This is a genomic window from Acinetobacter sp. YH12108 (assembly GCF_013419055.1).
In the GTDB taxonomy this organism is placed as follows: Bacteria; Pseudomonadota; Gammaproteobacteria; order Pseudomonadales; family Moraxellaceae; genus Acinetobacter.
In genome coordinates this window covers 14,007-36,904 of sequence record NZ_VPAW01000012.1, presented here as the reverse complement: position 1 = coordinate 36,904, position 22,898 = coordinate 14,007, and the positions used below count along the sequence as shown (strand labels likewise).

Sequence of the window (22,898 nt, the reverse complement as noted above, 5' to 3'; positions counted from 1 at the left end):
AAGATTGGGTGCGCAGTACATGACACATTATCTATGTTAATTTTAGAAATTCTTTAAAGCTCATTGGTCGTTTTTTTACATAAAGATAGACTCCAAATTGCAGTATTACAAAGAAGCCTATGTTTCTTAAAATAGTAAACAATAAGTCCAAATTGCCAAAAATTAAGTCTGTAGCGAAGAGCAAGCTCACTAATACGGAATGTAAGTATAAGGTTTGTTGGGTCTTACTTTGCAGTGCAGTAGCTGCATTGATATAACCAATGAGCGTTAATCCTAATATCATAAGAATGATTCCGCAGATAATACCTAGAGTCATATAAGGCCCAGAGCTATATGCAAACAGGGTTAATACAGCACCAGTTAAAGCTACTAAACCTACAAATGAGCCTAATAAATTTCTTAAATAATATGTCATTCGTTACATGTTCTCTTCTAATGAAAGTTTAAAATTTTTTAGCCTTGTAGTTGCTAAGAAATGTTTTCTCTTGTTCCAGGTATATCTATTACTTCTTGTACAAATACATTAGATTGATGGCACTTAATCTTTTGAATAAAAACCGAATGAAGATGCAATCATATTTCAAGTATTTCTGTTTTGGATTTGCAGCATTCTCTTTATTCCTAATTTATTCGGATATCGTAGATGGTAAAACAGAAATTGGTGCATATTTAGGAAATATCGGGTTATTTCTAGTATGTATTGAAATGGGCGTTCTAATGACTTATGAACAACTCACAGCTGAAGTAACGTTAAGAAATTTCTTTTCCAAAGATAAATCTCTATATCTCTCACCAGTTGGGATCTTTGCTCATACACTAGGGAAAATTGGATGTATCTTATTAATTATTGATTTTGTAATAAGCTTTGCCTAAAAATTTCTAGCCCATTTAACATAATGGCGATTATGCAAAATTTAGTTTGTAAGCCCAAAATAGAAATGTCCGTTTTTAGAATATGCAACTAAGCGCATAAAAAAATCGCAGCCTAAGCTGCGATTTTTAACTAGATTATTATACGGATGCTTTTAACTGTGCAGCTGCACGGCCATCGAGCAACTTGCAACCTGTCTGTTGCTGAAGTTCCTCAAAACTCAAGCCATCGACCATTTCTAGCACCCAAGCCTGATTATCTTTGAGTTCAATAATACACAAATCGGTATAAATGCGGTCAACGCAGTTTTTGCCGGTAATTGGATAAGTCAGTTCTTCCACAATTCGTGGTTCGCCATTTTTAGTGACATGTTCCATGCAAACATAGACACAACGAGCACCAACCGCCAGATCCATCGCCCCACCCACCGCTGGAACCGCATCCAGTGCACCGGTATGCCAGTTAGCGAGATCACCGTTCACAGCAACCTGAAAGGCGCCCATAATACAGAAATCTAAATGGCCGCCACGCATAATATCGAAGGAATCTGCAGAGTTCATAAAACTGCCGCCATCCAGCATGCTGACTAGTTCTTTACCGGCATTAATCAGATCATCATCAGCTTGATCAGGATCAGTTAAAGCGGTAAAACCCAGAACGCCATTTTCGGAATGCAAGACAATATCTTGCTCAGGCTTTAAATAACCGGCAACGCGTGTTGGTAAGCCAATGCCTAAATTCACATAAGAACCGGTCGGAATATCCTGTGCAACTTTTTCTACAATCTGTTCACGTGTACGTTTTTGAATTGTCATTATTTGATATCTCCTACCTTCACCACATGCTGCACAAAAATACCCGGCGTTACGATAATCTCTGGATCAAGCTCGCCTAGCTCTACAATTTCATGCACTTGGGCAATTGTTGTTCTGGCTGCTTTTGCCATTAACGGGCCAAAGTTTCGGGCTGCTTTACGGTAGGTTAAATTGCCCCATTGATCAGCCTGATTGCCATAAACCAAGGCATAGTCTGCATGAATTGGATATTCCAGCACATAGTCCTTGCCATTGATATGGCGGGTTTCTTTGCCTTCAGCAATCTTGGTGCCGTAACCTGTAGGCGTAAAAATAGCGCCCAGACCTGCACCCGCTGCCTGGATACGGCAAGCCAAGTTGCCTTGTGGTACCAACTCTAGTTCAACCTTTCCAGCTTTATACAGTTCTTCAAACACCTTGGAATTATTGGCACGAGGAAATGAACAGATCATTTTTTTCACCAATCCTGACAATAACAGGTTGGTTAAGCCACGATCACCAGAAGCAGCATTATTGTTGATGATGGTCAGATCTTTAGGACCCATATCAATCAAAGCTTCAATCAGTTCGATTGGCTGTCCTGCCAGACCGAAGCCACTGGTCATAATATGCGCACCATCTGGAATCTGCTTGAGTATGGTTTCGATATCCTGTGTGATTTTATTCATTTAATTGCTTCCTAGCATCTTCCTGTCTTTATAAATGTTTGATTAATCAATTAGTCAGCTTTTTGTGGGTCAAACAAACGGTTTTTAATGAAAATTGCCGGGATCAAACCACAAATAAAATAAGCCACACTCATGATGAGTAGACCTGTACCAATTGAGCCACCTTGCGCAAAATAACCGATGGTTAAAGGTGCCAATACTGCGCCTAGACGGCCAATGTTATAAGCGCCACCTGTTGCTGTACCACGGACTTTAGTAGAGAAACTTTCAGTCATATAAGTCGCATTAATGCCATATGGAATACCGTAAAGGAATCCGAAAAACAGCATTAGCCATAAGATATTGTCCGGTGTGTTACCAAAGACAATGATAGGAATAAAGATTGCGGTGCCCATGGTACCGAAAGCAAATACAGCACGACGACCGATTTTATCCGCAATAATGCCCGCGATCACTTTGGTACACATCATGATCAGGAAGGTCCCAATCATATAGGTAGTCATTTCTTTAAATTTGATACCTAAGTCTGATTCCAGATAAGCCGGTAACCAGTTACTTACACCGTAATAACCAAACTGTAAGAATGCGGTGCTGAACGACCAGAGGATGAACATGCGACGGCTTAAAGCATCGGCAAAAATCATTTTAAACGTATTCTTCGGTTTTTCCTGCACTACGCCGCTGGCTTTGGCGGCCAATCTTTCTTGACGTGCCTTTAACCAGGCTTGTGGTTCTGGTACCAGGAAGAACATGCCAATGGCAAGAACAATCGGAACAATGGCAATATAGTAAAGGTAACGCCAGCCTAGCTCTGGAAGCAGCCATCCTGCAAGTACAGTGGCAACGACTGAACCAAGTGTCCAACCTGTCATTAAAGCAGCAAGTACTGTAGAACGATATTTTGTTGGCACATACTCTGCCATTAGAGTATTACAGGCAATATAGAGGGCACCTAAGCCAATTGCTGAAAAGAATCGCAACCACTTAAATTCTTCATAGCTTTGAGTGAAGCCCAGCCAGAAGGTTAATGAAGAGAATAAAGCGATCGCAACAACAATCACCCGCACTCGTCCGAAGCGGTCACAAGCCCAGCCACCAAAAAAGCCACCAATGGCCATACCAGCAAGTGTCCAGCTACCGAGTGCACCTGCCTGAATACTACTTAAAGAAAATTCTTGTTTGAGGCTGGTTAGACTGTAGGCTAATAGTGCAAGATCTGCACCATCTACCAATAATGCTAAAAATGAAAAGATAAAAGCCAGAATCCAGACCTTTTTCTTAGGCATATTTTCTTCTGGTAGAAGGTTTTGTTGTGAATTAAGCGTATTCATAATGTCCTTTACACTTTGCTGGCACTCCTGTGCCCTTTAGAAGTTTATGGTTCACCTAATTAATTAAATGAAACATAGAATGTTGAATTGATCTTTAATTCTGAATCTGACTAGATTTTTAAAATCCATCCCAGAACTGGATTGGCTGACTTTAATTAAAGTCAGCCAAAACAAACTAGCCAGCAATGCTGGCTAGAGGTTGATCTGCATTTAGTTGGAAAATGCAGCAATACCTGTTTGAGCACGACCTAGAATTAGGGCATGTACATCATGGGTACCTTCATAAGTATTGACCACTTCCAGGTTTACCAGATGACGAGCTACACCGAATTCATCAGAGATCCCGTTACCGCCCATCATGTCACGCGCTAAACGGGCAATGTCTAAAGCTTTACCACAGTTATTACGTTTGATCAGTGAAGTACCCTCGACTGAAGCAATACCTTCATCTTTCATACGGCCAAAACGTAATGCCACTTGCAGACCCAACGCAATTTCAGTTTGCATGTCTGCCAGTTTTTTCTGAATTAACTGATTGGCAGCCAATGGACGACCGAATTGTTTACGGTCCATGGTGTATTGATGCGCTGTATGCCAGCAGAATTCTGCTGCGCCCATCGCACCCCAGGCAATGCCATAACGCGCACTGTTCAGACAGGTAAATGGACCTTTTAAACCACGGATTTCCGGGAATGCGTTTTCTTCTGGAACAAAAACATTGTCCATCACGATTTCACCGGTAATCGAAGCACGTAGGCCAACTTTACCGTGAATTGCTGGTGCAGAAAGCCCTTCCCAACCCTTTTCTAAGATAAAGCCGCGAATGTCACCGACATTGCCTTCAGGAGATACTTCTTTTGCCCAAACCACAAAGACATCAGCAATTGGGCTGTTGGTGATCCACATTTTCGCACCAGTCAGACGGTAACCACCATCAACTTTCTTGGCACGAGTAATCATGCTGCCCGGATCAGAACCATGATCTGGTTCAGTCAGACCGAAACAACCGATATATTCACCGGTCGCCAATTTCGGTAAATATTTCTGCTTCTGTTCTTCAGAACCAAATTCATTGATTGGCACCATCACTAGCGAGCTTTGTACGCTGGCCATTGAACGATAACCTGAATCCACACGTTCTACTTCACGGGCAATCAGACCATAGCTGACATAATTTAAGCCGGCACCGCCGTATTGCTCAGGAATGGTTGGACCCAACAGACCGAGTTCACCCATTTCACGGAAAATGGTTGGATCAGTTTTTTCATGACGGAACTGTTCTAATACGCGTGGCATCAGCTTGTCCTGACAGTATGCATGTGCGCTGTCACGGATCATGCGCTCTTCTTCAGTCAGTTGCTGTTCCAGTAAAAATGGATCTTGCCAGTCAAATCTAATTCTTGTGCTCATTTTAATATTTCCAATATTCTAAAATCTGCTGCTTAAGCGGTCGCTTGTTTAATCATTTCACGTGCGATGATGATTTGCTGGATTTGAGTAGTACCTTCATACAGACGGAACAAACGCACATCACGATAGAAACGTTCAATTGAATATTCACTGATATAGCCCGCGCCACCATGAATTTGCAGACAGCGATCCGCTACACGGCCACACATTTCAGTCGCAAACATTTTCGCGCATGAAGATTCAGTGGTCACATTCTTACCTTCGTCACGCAGACGAGCAGCATCTAGAACCATACATTTGGCTGCGTAAATCTCAGCTTTAGAGTCTGCCAGCATGCCTTGGATAAGCTGGAAACTCGCAATCGGTTGACCGAACTGCTTGCGTTCCACTGCATAATTTAAAGCGTCTTCCAGCATACGCTCTGCCATACCTACGCTATAGCCAGCAATGTGCAGACGGCCTTTATCCAGGACACGCATTGCAGTTTTAAAGCCAATGCCTTCAACACCACCGATCAACTGATCTTTATGAACTTTACAGTTGTCAAAAATCACGTCACAAGTGTATGAACCGTGTTGACCCATTTTTTTATCAATTTTGCCCAGACTTAGGCCCGGTGTATTCGCTTCTACCAGGAATGCAGAAATGCCGCTTGCACCTTTGATATCAGGATTGGTACGCGCCATCACCGTAAATGTTGTTGCACGCGGTGCATTGGTAATAAAACGTTTAGTACCGTTTAAAATATAGTAATCGCCATCTTTAACCGCGCTAGTTTTCAAAGATGCTGCATCTGAACCTGAATCCGGCTCAGTTAAACAGAATGAACCAATGATTTCACCAGTCGCATAACGTGGCAGGTATTTCTGTTTTTGCTCTTCTGTACCGTCAATCACGATCCCGCTTGAACCGATCCCATTATTGGTCCCGATCAAAGAACGGAATGCAGCCGATGTACGGCCTAATTCCATTGCGACCAGAATTTCCTCTTCCATGGTGATACCTAAACCGCCGTATTCCTCTGGAATAGTTAGGCCAAACAGACCTAATTCTTTCATCTGCTCGACAATACGCTCAGGAATCGCGTTACTTTCTTCAACTTCATGTTCTAAAGGGACTAGTTCATTTTTTACAAAGTTACGAATAGTCGAAAGAAGTTGCTCGACCATTTCCGGATCGCGAATCATAGGGATCTCCATGTTATTTAGTTCATCTGGGTAAATTCCTTTACCCTTTAATTTTAGTTTCGTAATACGAAATAAATAATCATAAAAATTCATTTTGAGCAAGAAAAATTATTAAAAATTTTATTTTTTAAGCAAAAAAGCAAATTTTTCTAGCTTTAATTAAAAATTATAGTTAGAATTTTATTTCACAATGCGAAATTTTTTAGATTGTTAGTAGATTTAGAAAAGAGTTAGATGATCGGAATCAGGTCATAATTGATTCTATAAAAGCGCAGCGAGATAAGAATGTTTCAATTAAATCGTGCTGATGATTCTCGTTTTGATTGGCTCCATTTTCCTGAAATTTTATCTGGCGAACTTTAAATTTTCTAAAGATACTTAAAGATCATTACAGGTCTCAAAAACCTGTAAATTCTGCATCGTTTTTAGCTGAATAGCGCTAATTGACTTAAATACAGATAAAATGAGCACTTTTTTATTTATTTTATCATTAATAGAAGTGTTTTATTTTGTATCGTGAAATTTAATTGCTATCATATTTATTAATTTACCTTTAATTGCTCTGACCATGACAAAAAATAAAACTGGCGAAATACCTAATTTTGATGAGATCCGTTTAGATCCGATTTCACATATTCATAGAGAAAATAACCCACAATTTATCGCGTCTATTGCACGTGGTTTAGAAATCCTCAGATGTTTTTCCGCAACGAATCAATTACTGGGCAACCAGGAAATTGCACAGCTAACTAATCTGCCAAAACCGACTGTTGCCCGGATCACCAGCACGTTGGTTTCTTTAGGTTATCTAAAACAGTTACCGAATACGACCAAATACCTGTTGGACGTTGGTGTATTGGCTCTGGGTTATGCGGCGCTAAGCAATATTTCGGCACGTACACAGGCTTATCCATTTATGGAAGAAATGTCACGTTATGCGCAAGCGCCTGTCGCCATGGCAACACGTGATCGTCTGAGCATGATTTATCTTGAAGTCGTTCACACGGAATCTACTTTGACCATGCGTCGTCCAGTTGGCTCTACCCTGCCGATTCATAGTAGTGCGATGGGTCGTGCCTGCCTGGCTGCGATGGAAGTTAAAGAACGTGAATATTTATTTGATGCGATCAAGAAAAGAAATGAAGATCAATGGCCAACCATTAAGCGTAATTTAGAACGTGCCATTCGTGATTATCAGGATTATGGCTATTGCCTATCTCTCGGCGATTGGGCCAAAGATGTGAACTCTGTTGCAGTGCCATTGATTCACCCTAAACATGGTATTCTGACCTTTAACTGCGGTGCGCCAACTTACCTGCTTAATCAGGAAAAACTGGAAAATGAAATCGGTCCTCGCCTGATTCATATGGTCAATAATATTTCCCTGACTTTAAATAATATTTAAGCTGTTATTTAAGATCGTGGATTTAAATGGGCGGCAAGGATCGCCCTTTATTTTTTCTTTTTTTAATTACTCCTAAGATGTTAGAGCAATATAAAAAATAGCCCATTCTAAGATGGGCTATTTTTTTAAAGATTTAAAGACTAGCAAAGTCAGCTAATCATCTTCACTTACTACGCTGCTACAAACTTGGCACGCGCTGCATGCAGTTTCTTGTAACTATCAATTAAACGTAGATGACGATCCAGACCTTCAAGCTGCATATTGGTTTCAGCTAAACCGTAGAAACGTACTGTGCCTTCTACTGAACCGAGGACTGCATCCATACGGGCATCGCCAAACATACGACGGAAGTTGTGTTCATAGTCTTCCAGTTCCATTTCATCATCCAGAATGACTTCAAGCACTACATTCATGCACTGATAGAACAGGCCACGTTCAACCGTGTTGGTATTGTATTGCAGGAACTGCTCAACCAGATCTTTAGCTTCTTCAAATTGCTGTAACGCCAGATAGATCAGCAGTTTTAGTTCCAGAATGGTTAACTGACCCCATTCGGTATTTTCGTCAAATTCAATCCCGATCAGGGTACGGATCTCGGTGTAATCATCTTCATCTGCTTCTTCCAGACGTTCAACCAGAGCTCCCAGCTGTTCATCATCCAGACGATGCAAGTTCAGGATATCTTCACGATATAAAAGCGCCTTATTAGTGTTATCCCAAACTAGATCTTCCACCAGATAAATTTCAGAATAACCCGGCACTAGAATACGACAAGCGGTTGCACCTAAATGCTGATAGACCGCCATATAAACTTCGTGGCCCATCTCTTCCAGAATGGTAAACAATTCCTGCGCTTCATCGGCATTTGAGTTTTGGCCATTATTGGTGAAATCCCACTCAACAAAATCATAGTCAGATTTTGCACTGAAGAAACGCCAAGACACGACACCACTTGAGTCAATAAAGTGCTCAACGAAGTTATTTGGCTCAGTAACTGCATTTGAACTGAAGGTTGGTTTTGGCAGATCATTCAGGCCTTCAAAACTACGGCCTTGTAACAGTTCAGTCAGACTACGCTCTAAAGCGACTTCAAAGTTTGGATGGGCACCAAATGAAGCAAAGACACCACCCGTACGCGGGTTCATCAAGGTCACGCACATCACCGGGAACTGACCGCCTAAAGAAGCATCTTTGACCAGTACTGGAAAGCCTTGTTCTTCCAAGCCTTTAATACCTTCAACAATTTTCGGATATTTTGCCAGTACGTGTTCAGGGACATCCGGCAGTGCCAGTTCACCTTCCAGAATTTCGCGTTTAACCGCACGTTCGAAAATTTCAGACAGACATTGTACTTGAGCTTCAGCCAAGGTATTGCCCGCGCTCATACCATTACTGAGATACAGGTTTTCAATCAGATTCGATGGGAAATATACAGTTTCACCATCAGACTGACGTACAAATGGCAATGAACAGATACCGCGTGCTTTATTGCCCGAGTTGGTGTCATACAGATGAGTACCTAGTAACTCATCTTCAGGATCATAAATTTCACGGGTATGTTCATCTAAAACTTCGGCTGGCAGTTCACCATTTGGACCTGGCTGGAACCATTCTTCATCCGGATAATGCACAAATTCTGCATTAGCAATATCTTCACCCCAGAACTGGTCATTATAGAAGAAGTTACAATTCAGACGCTCGATAAATTCACCCAGTGCAGATGCCAGTGCACTTTCCTTGGTTGAACCTTTACCATTGGTAAAGCACATCGGTGACTGAGCATCACGAATATGTAGTGACCAGACATTCGGTACAATGTTACGCCAAGACGCAATTTCAATTTTCATGCCGAGTCCTGCCAGAATCGCAGACATATTTGCAATGGTTTCTTCCAGTGGCAGGTCTTTACCCGGAATACAGGTCAAGCTATCTGAAGCCAGATTAGGCATTAATAATGCCTGAGCATCGGCATCAATACTTTCTACTTCTTCAATAACAAATTCAGGACCGGTCTGAATTACTTTTTTGACGGTACAGCGGTCAATCGAACGCAAAATCCCCTGACGGTCTTTTTCAGAAATATCAGCTGGTAGCTCGACCTGAATTTTAAAAATCTGTTTGTAGCGGTTTTCAGGATCGACGATATTGTTTTGAGACAGACGGATATTGTCGGTTGGAATGTCACGCGCTGCACAATAAACTTTAACAAAATAAGCTGCACACAACGCAGAAGATGCCAGAAAATAATCAAATGGACCTGGCGCAGAACCATCACCTTTATAGCGGATCGGCTGATCGGCGATTACCGTGAAGTCATCGAACTTAGCTTCTTGACGAAGATTATCGAGATAATTGACCTTAATTTCCATGTGGATACCTAAATATTCTTATGTGCCACCACGGACAGATAAGATGCTAAATCTGAATATACAAGCCGAATCACGGAGGAGAATTTGACTCAAAAATAAAAATAACCCGGGTTAAACCTTCAACCAGTTAGTTTCAGGATAAGCTCGAGTAAGAATGGGCGCTATTATAGAATCATTTTATGAAATTGATAATGTTTGCTCGAATTTCCTGCAGATTTATCAAAATATCTGTTAATTAAATATTCAGGAAATCTGGCTTTAAGCCGAGAACAGGCTGTTTTTATTGATACTTGCTGTTCCCGACTGGATTTCATGGACTGCGAAATGCATATTTTAAATCAGATCAAGATCCAAATTAAAAGTCATAGCCAATGCCAAACACAGCGAGATCGCGCTGCTTATCACCGAAACGGTCGTAACCACCGAAGATATAATCACCAGACAAGGTCAATTTCGGCGCAACTTCATAACTTAATCCAGCAGTTGCATAACGGAAAGCATGCTGTTTTGTGGTATTACCTAGCTCATTACCTTCATATTTACCTTCATCATTAAAATAACCACCTGCTGCACCGACATGTGCACCAAGCTTGTCATTAATCTGATGGGTTAAATCCAAGGTATAAAAAGTATCGCCCTGATTGGCATAGGCCACATCATATAAATAGGTCGACACACCTGCTGTAACACTGGTCTTGTCATTCAGTGCACGACTTACATTCAAACCTAATTCATTTGAAGTCGTATGGCTGCCACCCGGATAATAATAGGTTGCATCCCAGAAATTCCAGTCGTAGTTTTCACTGCTATAGTTATAGCCCACGATAAAATCATGTTCGACTTTATCGCGACGATGTGATTTTTTGCCTTCCAGTTCTGGGTAGGAATAACCTAAGGTTGAGCCCCAGTAACCGACATAAAAATTACCATAAGCCAGATTCAGCGCTGCCTGTAAGGCAACGTCATCATTTTCTGGTGCATTGGTCAGACCACGGGAGATGTATTTAGAAACTACACTGATGTTTCCACTGGTTTCAATTTTTTTTGCTTCTGCATCATCTGCAAAACAATAAACACTAGAAACAGCAGCACAGCCGAAAAGGACTGTTTGTTTGAAAATTCTCATAAAATATAAATTATATTAAGCAAAGAATGGATAACTCTGAAACCGATTACAGTTTTATCCAGCTTTGGGTAAAAATAAATTCCGCTATATTCCTTGATGCAACAAGCAACAGGAATATAGCCATGACTTAAGCGCGTGGGGCCCGATAGAAAGGCGCTGTAGAAGCAGGTAATGCCTGCTTGCCACGGATATGATCTGCAAGCTTTTCAGCCATCATGATCGTGGTTGCATTGAGGTTGCCTGTAATAATAAGCGGCATAATTGAAGCATCGATGACACGCAGGCCTTGCATCTCATGCACACGCCCATAACCATCGACAACTGCCATATCATCCTCACCCATTTTACAGCTACAGGACGGATGATACGCTGTTTCTGCATGATTACGAACAAATTCATCAATTTCTGCATCAGTTTGCAGATTTTTACCCGGACTGATTTCCTCACCACGATAGGGATCCAGGGCTGGCTGATGCATAATTTCACGGGTAATACGGATAGCATCACGGAATTCGCGCCAGTCCTGTTCAGTACTCATATAGTTGAACAGAATACTTGGATGCTCAAATGGATCTTTGGATTTCAGGCGAATCCGACCACGAGATGGTGAACGCATGGAACCGACATGGGCCTGAAAACCATGTTCATGAATAGCATTGGTCCCATTATAGTTAATCGCCACTGGCAGGAAGTGGTATTGGATGTTTGGCCATTCAAACTCATCCGAAGAACGGATAAAGCCTCCGGCTTCAAACTGGTTGCTGGCGCCAATGCCTTTGCCCAGGAATAGCCATTCTGCGCCAATCATGGGCTGGTTATACCATTTCAATGCCGGATATAAACTGACCGGTTTTTTGCACTTATATTGTAAGTACATTTCCAGATGGTCTTGCAGGTTTTCACCCACACCCGGCAGATCCTGAACCACGGGAATATCCAGACTTTTTAATAACTCAGCCGGACCTACACCAGAGCGTTGCAGGATTTGTGGAGATGCAATTGCACCTGCACATAGTAGAACTTCACGATCCGCAAAGACCTGAATCGGCTGTAAGGTATTTTGGCCTTCAAAATATTCCACGCCAATGGCCTGATTACGATTAAACAGAATCCGGTTGGTCATGGCATGGGTAATAATGGTGAGATTATCCCGGCCTTTGGCCATATCCAGATAACCACGTGCCGTACTGGAGCGACGGCCTTGTGGTGTCACAGTACGATCCATCGGGCCGAAGCCTTCCTGCTGATAGCCATTCAGGTCATCGGTACGTGGATAACCTGCCTGCACTCCAGCTTCGACCATGGCATGAAACAGCTCATTATTACCATTCTTAGGTGTTGCGACTGAAACCGGACCTGAATCGCCATGATAGTCATTGCCGCCAATATCGCGGGTTTCAGCTTTTTTGTAATAGGGTAGACACTGCGCATAGTTCCAGTGTTCCAGACCTTTAAGGCTGGCCCACTGTTCCAGATCCATAGCATTACCACGGATATAGCACATGCCATTAATCAGTGAAGATCCGCCCAGACCTTTACCACGGCCGCATTCCATACGGCGATTGTTCATGTGGGGTTCTGGATCGGTCAGATAGGCCCAGTTATAACGGCGTCCTTGTAAAGGATAAGCTAAAGCAGCCGGCATCTGGGTTCTAAAATCCAGACGATAGTCCGGGCCACCTGCCTCAAGTAATAGCACCTTAGTATCTGGATCTTCAGTTAAACGCGCTGCCAGAACATTACCCGCAGAGCCCGCACCGATAATAATATAGTCGTAATTCATCAAATCCCCCTTATGCGCTAAATACAGATTGGAAAGGACTGAGTTCGACCTGAACCGATTTGGTCTGGGTGTAATGCTGTAAGGTCACAAGCCCATTTTCACGTCCAACACCGGAATGTTTATAACCACCGACCGGCATTTCTGCAGGTGATTCACCCCAGGTATTGATCCAGCAGATACCGGCTTCGACCTGATGAATAATTCGGTGGGCACGGGCTAAGTCTGGTGTAACGACACCGGCGGCCAGACCATAATCGGTATCATTGGCACGACGAATGGCTTCTTGCTCGGTGTCATAACTCAGGATGCTCATGACTGGACCGAAGATTTCTTCACGTACAATAGTCATGTCATCGCGGCAGTCGGTAAACACGGTTGGCAGGACATAAGCCCCTTGGGCAAACTGTTCATCCTCAGCACGGCCGCCGCCACATAATAGACGTGCCCCTTCTATCTTGCCTTTTTCGATATAGCCCAGCACTTTTTCCATATGCTCAAAGCTGGACACCGGACCGAAATTGGTTTCAGGATCAAGTGGATCACCCATACGGATATGTTCAACACGCTGCAAAATCTTTTCTTCAAATTCTGCTTTCAATGCCAAAGGCACAAATACGCGAGTACCGTTGGTACACACCTGACCGGAACTATAGAAATTGGCCATCATGGCAATATCGGCCGCCAAATCCAGATCGGCATCTTCACAGATAATCAGCGGAGACTTACCGCCCAGCTCCATCGTGACTTCTTTCAAACTAGAATTGGCAGCTTGCGCCATGACCTTTTTGCCGGTAGAAACGCCACCGGTAAACGACACTTTGGCAATATCAGGATGCGAAGTCAGATAACCCCCAATTTCACCACTGCCGGTAACCACATTAAAGACACCATGCGGTACACCGGCTTCAGTATAAATTTCTGCCAGTTTCAGCGCAGTTAAAGGCGTAACTTCACTGGCTTTGAAAATCATGGCATTGCCTGCAGCGAGTGCCGGTGCAGATTTCCACAATGCGATCTGAATTGGATAATTCCATGCGCCAATTCCAGCGACGACACCCAAAGGTTCACGACGGGTATAAACAAAGGAGCTACTTCTCAGCGGGATTTGCTGGCCTTCAAGAACCGGTAGAATCCCCGCATAATATTCGAGTACATCTGCACCTGTCGTAATATCAACAGTCGATGTTTCACTAAAGGCTTTACCGCTGTCCAAGCTTTCTAATTTTGCCAGCTCATCATTACGTTCTCTTAAAATGGCCACGGCCTTATTTAAGATGCGCGAACGTTGAATCGCGGTCATTTCTGCCCAGACTTTTTGCCCTTGTTGTGCAGATTCAACCGCACGATCGATATCATTTTTTGAACAGACCTGCACTTCAGCCAGGACTTCGCCTGTTGCAGGATTAATCGTTTGAAACGTGCTATTGGACGTTGCATCGACATATTGTCCATGGATATAAGGACGTTGCAGTTTGAATGTTGTCAATGGAATTCCCTCGCAGATTGGTTATTTGAGTTGTTGCCGGATATATTCACTACACAGTTCAATCGGCAGTTCTGGATCAATTTCGCCACTTACTAAAGCACCTCTTAGCCAGAATCCATCAATGAGTGCAGCCAGACCTTGTGCTGCCTTCTCAGCTTGATCCTTACTCAGCTTTTTCATGAATTCATATTTAAGATTGGAATGTAAGCGGTAATGGTTTATTTGCTGTAAACGATGTAAATCGGGCTGATGCAGACTGCTGGCCCAAAAAGCCAACCACACCTTCATGGCCGCTTTATCCGTTTGTGGAGCAGTAAAATTGCCACGCACAATCGCCAGTAAGCGTTGTTCAGGGGCGTCATTCACCTGTGACTTGATTTCAGCAACAGACTTACCTAATTGCTGCAATAAGTAACGCATTGTGGCTTCAATTAACCCATTTTTACCTTGAAAATAATGACTTATGATGCCGGTTGAGACACCTGCCCTCTGAGCAATCTGACTAATTGAAGCTTCTGCAAAACCTAGCTCATTGACTGCAGCTAAGGTGGCATCGATCAGTTGCTGACGACGGATCGGTTGCATACCAACTTTTGGCATAGGACTAACCTGAATAACGGATGTAGCAATAAAAAATCATTCTGCTAAAGCAAATAGCTGAATGATGTAACAATTCATAAACGCTTTTTTAATTGAACGTTCAATTAATAAAAATTATACTGCCAGCTCACCCTTGATGTACAGCGCAGTTTGTTTTGGATTTGCAAAAGTTTGTAATTCACGAAAACAAGGAAGCTTTATGGCCAGCTTTTGCTTTTAAATCACACTGCACTGTAGATCATCCGGAAACAAAAACGATGGTCAGAGATTTATGCAAAAGAAAAACGAAGAGGTGCAAGATAGTCTGAATAAGGTAGTCTTTTATTGTTCGGCGACGCTTATTCTGCTGTTTTCTATCATCACGATTTTATTTAATGAACAAGCCAATCTAGTCATTATTAATATTTTAAACTGGGTCAGTAGTACCTTTAGCTGGTATTACCTGCTGGCGGCAACGCTGTATCTGGTTTTTATTGTCTTTATCGCCTGCTCACGTTATGGCGAAATTAAGCTTGGTCCCAAACATTCTAAACCCGAATTCAGCCTGCTGAGCTGGTCGGCCATGTTGTTCTCAGCCGGGATCGGGATTGACTTGATGTTCTTCTCGGTCGCTGAACCCCTGTCTCATTATATGAGTCCTCCAGTCGGTGAAGCTGAAACCTTTGAAGCTGCACGCCAGTCCATGGTCTGGACCCTGTTTCACTATGGTCTGACCGGCTGGAGCATGTATGCGCTGATTGGGGTTGCGTTGGGATATTTCAGTTATCGCTATAATTTACCACTGACAATTCGCTCTGCGCTTTATCCTATTTTTGGAAAAAGAATTAATGGCCCGATTGGCCATACGGTAGATACCGCTGCAGTACTCGGTACGATTTTTGGTATTGCCACCACCTGCGGTATCGGTGTGGTTCAGCTAAATTACGGTCTGCATGTCCTGTTTGGCTTGCCGGAAAATATCTGGATTCAAACTGCATTAATTGGTGTTGCAGTCATTATTACTATTATTTCCGTGACTGCGGGTGTCAATAAAGGTATTCGGGTTCTGTCTGAAATTAATATCTATGTATCAATCGGGTTGCTGCTCTTTATTCTCTTTATGGGAAATACAGAGTTTTTATTAGCGGCTCTAATTCAGAATTTTGGTGATTATCTCAGCCAGTTCCCGAAACTCTCTTTAAGCAGTTTTCCTTTTGAGCAGCCTAAAGAATGGATGAATAGCTGGACCCTGTTCTTCTGGGCATGGTGGATTGCCTGGTCGCCTTTTGTCGGTCTGTTCCTGGCACGTATTTCCCGTGGTCGTACTATTCGTGAATTTGTCACCGGGACTTTGGTTATTCCTCTGTTATTTACCCTCACTTGGTTGTCTATTTTCGGTAACAGTGCTTTATACAGCGTGATTTTTGATGGTAATACTCAGCTTGCGACAACTGTTTTAGAAAATCCAGCGCATGGTTTTTATGACCTGCTGGCACAGTATCCAGGTTTCACATTTCTCGCAGGTGTCGCCACCATTACAGGTTTGCTGTTCTATGTGACTTCAGCGGATTCAGGGGCATTGGTATTGGGGAACTTCACCACTAAATTCACTAATATTGAGCATGATTCACCGCGCTGGCTCAGTGTGTTCTGGGCCATTGCTATCGGTTTGCTAACTTTGGCAATGCTCATGGCGAATGGCGTGACAGCATTACAGAACACCACGATTATTATGGGTCTGCCTTTTAGTTTCGTGATTTTCTTTGTGATGGCCGGACTGTATAAGTCCTTGCGTCTGGAGGATTTTCGGCAGGCCAGTACCAGTCTGAATGCTGCGCCTGTGGTCGGTAATGTGGATATCCTGAACTGGAAGAAGCGTCTGAGCCGGGTCATGCTGCATCCAAGCCTATCCCAGACCCGAACCATGCTGGATAATGTTTGCAAACCAGCCATTGAGGCCGTTGCAACCGAGTTAATTGACAAAGGCATTCAAGTAAATATTCAGGAAAAACCGCTTGAGGAAGAACCTGAACTGTATCATCTGGATCTCACCATTCAGCTGGATGAAGAAGAAAACTTTGTCTATGAAATATGGCCGGTACGCTATGACACGCCAAATTTCAGTTCACGGGGTAAACGAACCAAACGTTATTACTATCGTCTGGAAAGTTATCTGTTTGAAGGCTCTCAGGGCAACGATCTGGTCGGTTATAGTAAGGAACAGGTGATCAATGACATCCTGGATAAATATGAACGCCATATGATGTATCTGCATATTAACCGGATCAGCCCAGGTAAACGTCCGCTGTTCCCGGACCGTGAAATCTAGGATATCTCAACTACGGAAGGACTGAATGATGTCAGAAAGTTTGAATGCATTTGCCCTGTTTTTCTCCCTGCTCAACCCTTTTCTGATGAGTATCTATATGCTCGGAATTATCCGTAATTCCGACGCAAAAGTATTCAACATGGCATTGATTCAGGGCAGTCTGATCAGCTTTATTGTGTTCATCATTTTTGCAAAAACCGGTGAAGCCTTCTTTAATGAAGTCTTGCATGTACGGTTTGAGTCCTTCCAGATTTTTGGCGGTATTATTTTTCTGGTGATTGGCTATCGTTATGTCTTTGAAGGTGCTGATACGATTGGTGTGATGCGTGGAGCGCCCAGTCATCTGGCGGGTACGATTGCCATGCCGTTTATGATCGGTCCCGGCACCATTTCGGCTTCCGTGATTACCGGGATTCAGCTCAGTTTAATGCAAACCATTCTGGTGATCTTTTTCACTTTATTTTTAACCTGTAGCTTACTGATCCTGATGAAGTATCTGCATGATCATTTACAGCACAAATATTCTAATTATATTGACCTTTATGTCGATATCGTTGGTCGTGTCGCAGCACTATTAATCGGAACCATCGCCATTGATATGATTGTGACAGGTGTCAGCGGAATTCTGGAAGGCTAGTTTTATATAAGCTGACAATAAAAAAAGCGGGCAAAAATGCCCGCTTTTTTATGAAGTGATGATTTTAAAATTTAAACGACACACCTGCATAGGTTGAGAAGCCTTCACCCGGTGAAGATCGTGCTCGATCTTCACCTTTGTCGTCATAACCTGGAATCACCACTGCTGCATATTTTTCATCGGTGATATTCTTGAAGTTAACCCAGGCACTCCATGACTGATCTTCTGGTGCATATCCCAGATCAATACCCCAAATCTGATAATCATCACTGAAGCGGCTATTGGCATAATCATGTGCCATCTTCGATGCATATTCAGTATTTAGCCCCATATAAAGACCATTATTCAAGGCATAACTGAGCTGCGCCTGATAAAGGTGTTTTGGAATTCCCGGCAACTGGTTTTTACCAAATAAAGGATCGTTTTTATATTGGAAATCACTCAAGGTATAAGCCTGTCGTAGGCGAAGCTCGCCCTGCTGCGATACATACAATGGTGTATCCAGACTGAGTTCTACACCTTGATGAAGCGTTGGAGTTGCATTGGATTCTACAGCAATTGGTTCAGAAGGTCGTTCCGATCCATCCTCATAGGTTTTGATCAACTCTGAGGTTAATAACTCGTTTTTAACTTTGGAATAATAGTAGCTCAGTGCCCAATCACCCCAGGCTGATTGGCCCCGGCCACCCAGTTCTAAAGTATTTGCAGTTTGCGTGTCCAGATAAATAGGTTCACGTACCCGCCCTGAAGCGACACCAGTGTCAAAATAGTATGGCGAAGACCATGCCATCGCCCATGGATGTGCCGGTTCAATACTACGGCTTAAATTGGCAAACCATTGTAATGTTTCATTTGGCTGATAAGTCAGGCCAATACGCGGGGCGAAATTCCATTCATAGCGGCTAACTTCAGGACTAGCCACAGGATAAGTCACTTCACTCTCACGGTGGGTATAGGCTGCTGCCAATCCTAGATCAAGCTTAAACTGATCATTCAACTGAGTTTCCTGATCAAATTGCAGCACATTGTCTGAACCACGATAAGTATAACGGCGTGTTACGGTATCTGCCGGATAAAGCGTGCCATCAATTGTAGTATCGCGTCGAATTGTTTCGGTTACACCACTATTTGGACGGTGCGTGGTACTTCGAAAAGCAACTTTTCCTTGATGTTCAAGACCGAATAACTGATAAGGTTTCTCATACTGAACCCGCGCACTAATATCCTCATAATCGACATTGGTACGATAACTACTTTCACGTAGATCCAATGGATAATGGTGATAAGCCAGACTACCGGTCAGTTTGGCATCATCCTGCAAGTTCCAGGTGGTAGTATTTGCCAGCCAGGTACTGCCCGGTTGAATCCGCTTGGCATCTACAGCCAGATTAAAATCATTGGCTGCTTCAGGATTATTCTTGAGCTGTTCCTGGGTAATGCGCCCTGGCGTTAAATGTTTGCTTTCACGGTAACGGGCATAAAAGCGGGTCTCAATATCTGGACTGATCTGATAACCCAGATTAAAAGCTAGACCTTTACCATCACCTTCGGCATGATCCTGAATCCCATCAAACTGTGAACCCGTTACTGTCAGATAGTAATCTAACTTATCGAGTTGTCGGCCAGTACTAAACTGGTATTTCTGATAGCCATGGCTACCCGTTTCATATTTTAATTCAGAGCCATTCTGCTCTGCACCAGTCTTACTTTTATAATTAACTGTTCCACCTAAGGACAATCCGCCCTGTTTTAAACCATTGGCACCACGGTACACCTCAACATGATCAATCCACCATGGTTCAAGCAGTTCATAAGCTGTACCACCCGGTCCGGTAAAGGGAATATCATCGATCATGACATAAGTTCCGGATGCATGTGCACCAGAAGTACGGTTAATGCCAGAACCACGGATAGAAATTTTGGCTCCTTCATTGCCCGGCGATTGGGCATAAATACCGGGCTGGAGACGGAAGACGTCAGCAGTGGTTCCCAGACGCTGATGTTCTAACTGCTGATCTGAAATAAAGTTGGTTCCTCCCGAAACGCTGGCAAGTTCGGCCTCAGTCTGTTTCTGAGAATTTGTATTTTGCTCAGTGGTCACCACAATAGTGTCCAGCTGCTGAACACTATCCTGTGCTAGCGTAGTTTCAGCATAAAGATGGCCTGAAAATGCCGACAATATCATCAGGCTAAGCGGATTTTTCTTGAGAGGAATTTTTGTCATATTCATGGCGAATTTATACAATCCTGTATAAGTGATCCTGATCTGCTTTAGGACTTGGCTTAAAATTTAAGCTGTAGCATAAATGAAGCATGCAAAATTAAGCAGATATTTTCTGCCAAAATATCTGACTGGTGCGGCAATATTTTTAATTTATTCTATACAAATAATCTGTCAGTACTTTACAAGATCACAGACAGATTCATACAAGTTCTGACATCTAATTTATTAAGTATTTGTAATTTATAGATATGTATTTTTTTCTTGTAACCATCTAATTCGAGTTGGCAAAAAGTGATTTAAATTAAAAATTTTGAAGATATAAACAATATTCTGATTCATCAAGATCAGTTTAATAGACAGGTTTCTAGACCAAAATCTTAGTCATAACTAGAAAATAGAATTCTTATTTTTTGAACTATGGCTTATAGATTTCAGCCCAAAAAAGAAACCCTCCTGCTGGAGAGTTTCTTCATGTATTCTGGCTATTATTTTATTTAGAGGCATTTTCAATTACTTGCGCTTGTAATGGTGCAGCTTGCCGGGTTTCGGCTAATTTTTTCTTGGTTTTCATTTCTGTCACTTTGGCCAGAGTTTTCTCAGTAAAACGTAAACCACCATCTTCTGCCATCACATTACCCGCCATCAAAAGACTGCTTATTACTAGCAGTGATGGTATAAGTTGTAATTTCATGTCTATTCCACCTTTTTATTTTATAGTGGATTAAAAATAAGCAATTATTATTCCAATATTTTTATCTATATTTGATTTTTTATTTTTCCCGATCATCTTGATGAAATTAAAATTGATCTAAGCGGTAATTTTTATATTCTTTATTGCCTTAAAACTCCTTATTTTAGTGCGATTATTTCAACAACGCCTTATTTTAGTCAGGTTAATTCGGCCTTTTAAGTTCCTCTGCACTATTTTTATGACACTTTTAACCTGATCTCCTGATTTTTTGCACCAAATTGCATGGCATGTTTTTTGCATAAGTCCTCATAGAATATTCCCCGATGTACTAGTTAAAAATCTTGCATGTCTAAATTACGAATTGCCCTGATTGATGATGATCCAGAACGCGCTGAATTTATTCAGGCTTCTTTACTTGCGCATGATTTTCATGTGGTGGCCTGTGTCATTCTGAATGACCTCAACATTGTTGATATCAAAAGCCTGCATGCCGATGTCATTCTGTTAAATATGGATCATCCTCATCGCGATATTATCGAAAGCTGCGTGAGTCAGTATGAATTACCTACGGTTTTATTTACCCAAAATTCCAACAAGGACACCATCAGAAATGCCATTGATGCCGGAGTCACGGCATATATTGTGGACGGGATTGATCCAACCAAACTGGAAAATATTCTGGAAATATCGATTAAACAATTCCAGAAACATAAAAAACTGTTACATGACCTGAAGGAAACTCAGGAAAAATTAAGTGATCGCAGGGATATTGATAAAGCCAAAGTCCTGCTGATCCAGCTGCATGGACTGAGCGAAGAAGAAGCATTTGCCCTGTTGCGCAAAAATGCCATGAGTCACCGGATTACCATTGGCGATATGGCAAGGCGCTTACTTGATGCACAAAAACTGTTATCCGGCCAATAAGGAGCATTCAATGACAACATTAGAAAAAACAGAACTCAATATTGGCTATATTCCACTGCTTGATTGTGTTGCCATTCTTTGGGCGGAGCGACAAGGTTATTTTAGTGAACAGGGTTTAAAGGTAAATCTGATCCGTGAAGCCTCCTGGTCCAGCTTACGCGACCGTCTGGCCTATGGCTTTCTGGATGCTGCCCATTGCCTGTCTGCCATGCTTCCCGCGGCTGCTTTGGGCGCAGACCAGTTACAAGTGGCTTTGCAAACCCCATTAGTGCTCAGTATTAATCAGGCATTTATCAGTTTAAGACAGGATCTGTGTTATGAACTGGGCATTCAGCCTGAAGATAATGAACAGATCACGTCGCAAAAGCTGGTCAGTGCCTTAAAGCAGCAACATAAAGTAGGTCTGGCTCATGTTTATAAATACTCCATTCATCATTACTGTTTAAGAGAATGGCTGGCTTTAACTGATGCGCAATATGCTAAAAATATATTGCTCAAGACCTCACCTCCCCCTTTGATGGTCAAAGGGATTGCAGCACAGATTTTTGATGGTTTTTGTGTGGGTGAGCCATGGAATATTCAGGCCAAGCTTGAAGGTTATAGCCTGATTGTCGCAGCCAGCCAGAATGTCATTCCTAAAGTGGCAGACAAAGTGCTGGCGATAACTCAGGAATGGGGCGAGTTGCATCCACTGACTGTTGAGGCCTTAGTCTCAGCTGTAAAAAAAGCCCAGATGGATTTAAAGCATGCTACGGATCTTTCTGATGTCTGGGACATGCTGATCGATTATCAGATTATCCAGTTTGAATGTTCAGCTTCTCGACACGTTTATGACTTCCATAAGATTCAGAATATTATTCGTAACCTTGCAGGTGAAAGTGTTGAGCCTCAATTCACCGATTTTATCTGGCTATTAGAGCAGATGGAAAAATGGGAAAATATTGATCTGTCCGCAGATGATCAGCGACAGATTGCCCAATCCTGTATTTATCAGCAAGAATCCACGACTGTATAAATTATAAATTTATAAACTTCCAATAAAAAACCCAGAAATTTCTGGGTC

The 22,898-nt window shown here is 42.4% G+C and carries 19 protein-coding genes; 6 read left to right on the top strand and 13 right to left on the bottom strand.

The window, feature by feature from the left end; translation table 11 throughout:
- Positions 1–31: 31 nt before the first annotated feature.
- Complete coding sequence (locus tag FTU46_RS09400) at positions 32–415, bottom strand: hypothetical protein (RefSeq protein ID WP_180104854.1); 384 nt, start codon at positions 413–415, stop codon at positions 32–34.
- A 146-nt stretch (positions 416–561) separates the two neighbouring features.
- On the opposite strand from FTU46_RS09400, the gene FTU46_RS09395 reads away from it, so the two are divergent.
- Positions 562–873: a hypothetical protein gene (locus tag FTU46_RS09395; RefSeq protein ID WP_180104853.1), complete on the top strand. Its 312-nt coding sequence runs from the start codon at positions 562–564 to the stop codon at positions 871–873.
- A 138-nt stretch (positions 874–1,011) separates the two neighbouring features.
- On the opposite strand, the gene FTU46_RS09390 is transcribed toward FTU46_RS09395, so the two are convergent.
- The 5 genes from FTU46_RS09390 to FTU46_RS09370 form a co-directional block, all read right to left on the bottom strand.
- The gene (locus tag FTU46_RS09390) at positions 1,012–1,686 is read right to left on the bottom strand and encodes a 3-oxoacid CoA-transferase subunit B (protein WP_125278503.1); all 675 of its coding nucleotides are present in this window, start codon (positions 1,684–1,686) and stop codon (positions 1,012–1,014) included.
- Positions 1,686–2,354: a 3-oxoacid CoA-transferase subunit A gene (locus FTU46_RS09385; RefSeq protein ID WP_180013662.1), complete on the bottom strand. Its 669-nt coding sequence runs from the start codon at positions 2,352–2,354 to the stop codon at positions 1,686–1,688. Before FTU46_RS09385 ends, FTU46_RS09390 begins: the two co-directional genes overlap by 1 nt.
- A gap of 50 nt (positions 2,355–2,404) precedes the next feature.
- On the bottom strand, positions 2,405–3,685 hold the full coding sequence (locus tag FTU46_RS09380; RefSeq protein WP_004785691.1) for an MFS transporter: 1,281 nt from the start codon (positions 3,683–3,685) through the stop codon (positions 2,405–2,407).
- A gap of 210 nt (positions 3,686–3,895) precedes the next feature.
- Positions 3,896–5,095: an acyl-CoA dehydrogenase gene (locus FTU46_RS09375; protein ID WP_005235711.1), complete on the bottom strand. Its 1,200-nt coding sequence runs from the start codon at positions 5,093–5,095 to the stop codon at positions 3,896–3,898.
- 32 nt (positions 5,096–5,127) lie between these two features.
- A complete protein-coding gene (locus tag FTU46_RS09370; protein WP_180104852.1) occupies positions 5,128–6,282 on the bottom strand; it encodes an acyl-CoA dehydrogenase family protein in 1,155 nt (384 codons plus the stop codon).
- A 568-nt stretch (positions 6,283–6,850) separates the two neighbouring features.
- Here FTU46_RS09370 and FTU46_RS09365 point away from each other — a divergent pair.
- Complete coding sequence (locus FTU46_RS09365; RefSeq protein WP_004785687.1) at positions 6,851–7,687, top strand: IclR family transcriptional regulator; 837 nt, start codon at positions 6,851–6,853, stop codon at positions 7,685–7,687.
- A gap of 170 nt (positions 7,688–7,857) precedes the next feature.
- On the opposite strand, the gene FTU46_RS09360 is transcribed toward FTU46_RS09365, so the two are convergent.
- From FTU46_RS09360 to betI, 5 genes are all read right to left on the bottom strand, one after another.
- On the bottom strand, positions 7,858–10,056 hold the full coding sequence (locus tag FTU46_RS09360) for an OsmC domain/YcaO domain-containing protein (protein ID WP_180104851.1): 2,199 nt from the start codon (positions 10,054–10,056) through the stop codon (positions 7,858–7,860).
- 355 nt (positions 10,057–10,411) lie between these two features.
- Positions 10,412–11,182 carry a hypothetical protein gene (locus FTU46_RS09355; RefSeq protein WP_034705255.1) on the bottom strand — a complete coding sequence of 257 codons (771 nt, stop codon included), beginning with the start codon at positions 11,180–11,182 and terminating at the stop codon, positions 10,412–10,414.
- A 127-nt stretch (positions 11,183–11,309) separates the two neighbouring features.
- Positions 11,310–12,965, bottom strand: coding sequence for a choline dehydrogenase (betA, locus tag FTU46_RS09350; protein ID WP_180104850.1), 1,656 nt, complete (start codon positions 12,963–12,965; stop codon positions 11,310–11,312).
- Between the two features lie 10 nt (positions 12,966–12,975).
- Entirely contained in the window at positions 12,976–14,451 is a 1,476-nt protein-coding gene (betB, locus tag FTU46_RS09345) for a betaine-aldehyde dehydrogenase (RefSeq protein ID WP_159122946.1), read from the bottom strand.
- A 21-nt stretch (positions 14,452–14,472) separates the two neighbouring features.
- The gene (gene betI / locus FTU46_RS09340) at positions 14,473–15,051 is read right to left on the bottom strand and encodes a transcriptional regulator BetI (protein ID WP_005235723.1); all 579 of its coding nucleotides are present in this window, start codon (positions 15,049–15,051) and stop codon (positions 14,473–14,475) included.
- A gap of 271 nt (positions 15,052–15,322) precedes the next feature.
- Between betI and FTU46_RS09335 the strand changes: the two genes are divergently transcribed.
- Both FTU46_RS09335 and FTU46_RS09330 read left to right on the top strand, forming a co-directional pair.
- Positions 15,323–17,359, top strand: coding sequence for a choline transporter (locus tag FTU46_RS09335; protein ID WP_160255607.1), 2,037 nt, complete (start codon positions 15,323–15,325; stop codon positions 17,357–17,359).
- A 28-nt stretch (positions 17,360–17,387) separates the two neighbouring features.
- Positions 17,388–17,996 carry a MarC family protein gene (locus FTU46_RS09330; protein ID WP_005266373.1) on the top strand — a complete coding sequence of 203 codons (609 nt, stop codon included), beginning with the start codon at positions 17,388–17,390 and terminating at the stop codon, positions 17,994–17,996.
- Between the two features lie 64 nt (positions 17,997–18,060).
- Here FTU46_RS09330 and FTU46_RS09325 read toward each other — a convergent pair whose 3' ends face one another.
- Both FTU46_RS09325 and FTU46_RS09320 read right to left on the bottom strand, forming a co-directional pair.
- Positions 18,061–20,226: a TonB-dependent receptor domain-containing protein gene (locus FTU46_RS09325; RefSeq protein ID WP_180104849.1), complete on the bottom strand. Its 2,166-nt coding sequence runs from the start codon at positions 20,224–20,226 to the stop codon at positions 18,061–18,063.
- Positions 20,227–20,710: 484 nt separating this feature from the next.
- The gene (locus FTU46_RS09320; RefSeq protein ID WP_180104835.1) at positions 20,711–20,911 is read right to left on the bottom strand and encodes a hypothetical protein; all 201 of its coding nucleotides are present in this window, start codon (positions 20,909–20,911) and stop codon (positions 20,711–20,713) included.
- Between the two features lie 345 nt (positions 20,912–21,256).
- Here FTU46_RS09320 and FTU46_RS09315 point away from each other — a divergent pair, with 345 nt between their 5' ends.
- Positions 21,257–21,835 carry an ANTAR domain-containing response regulator gene (locus FTU46_RS09315; RefSeq protein WP_180104848.1) on the top strand — a complete coding sequence of 193 codons (579 nt, stop codon included), beginning with the start codon at positions 21,257–21,259 and terminating at the stop codon, positions 21,833–21,835.
- Positions 21,836–21,845: 10 nt separating this feature from the next.
- Positions 21,846–22,850 carry an ABC transporter substrate-binding protein gene (locus FTU46_RS09310; RefSeq protein ID WP_180104847.1) on the top strand — a complete coding sequence of 335 codons (1,005 nt, stop codon included), beginning with the start codon at positions 21,846–21,848 and terminating at the stop codon, positions 22,848–22,850.
- The last annotated feature ends 48 nt before the right edge of the window (positions 22,851–22,898 follow it).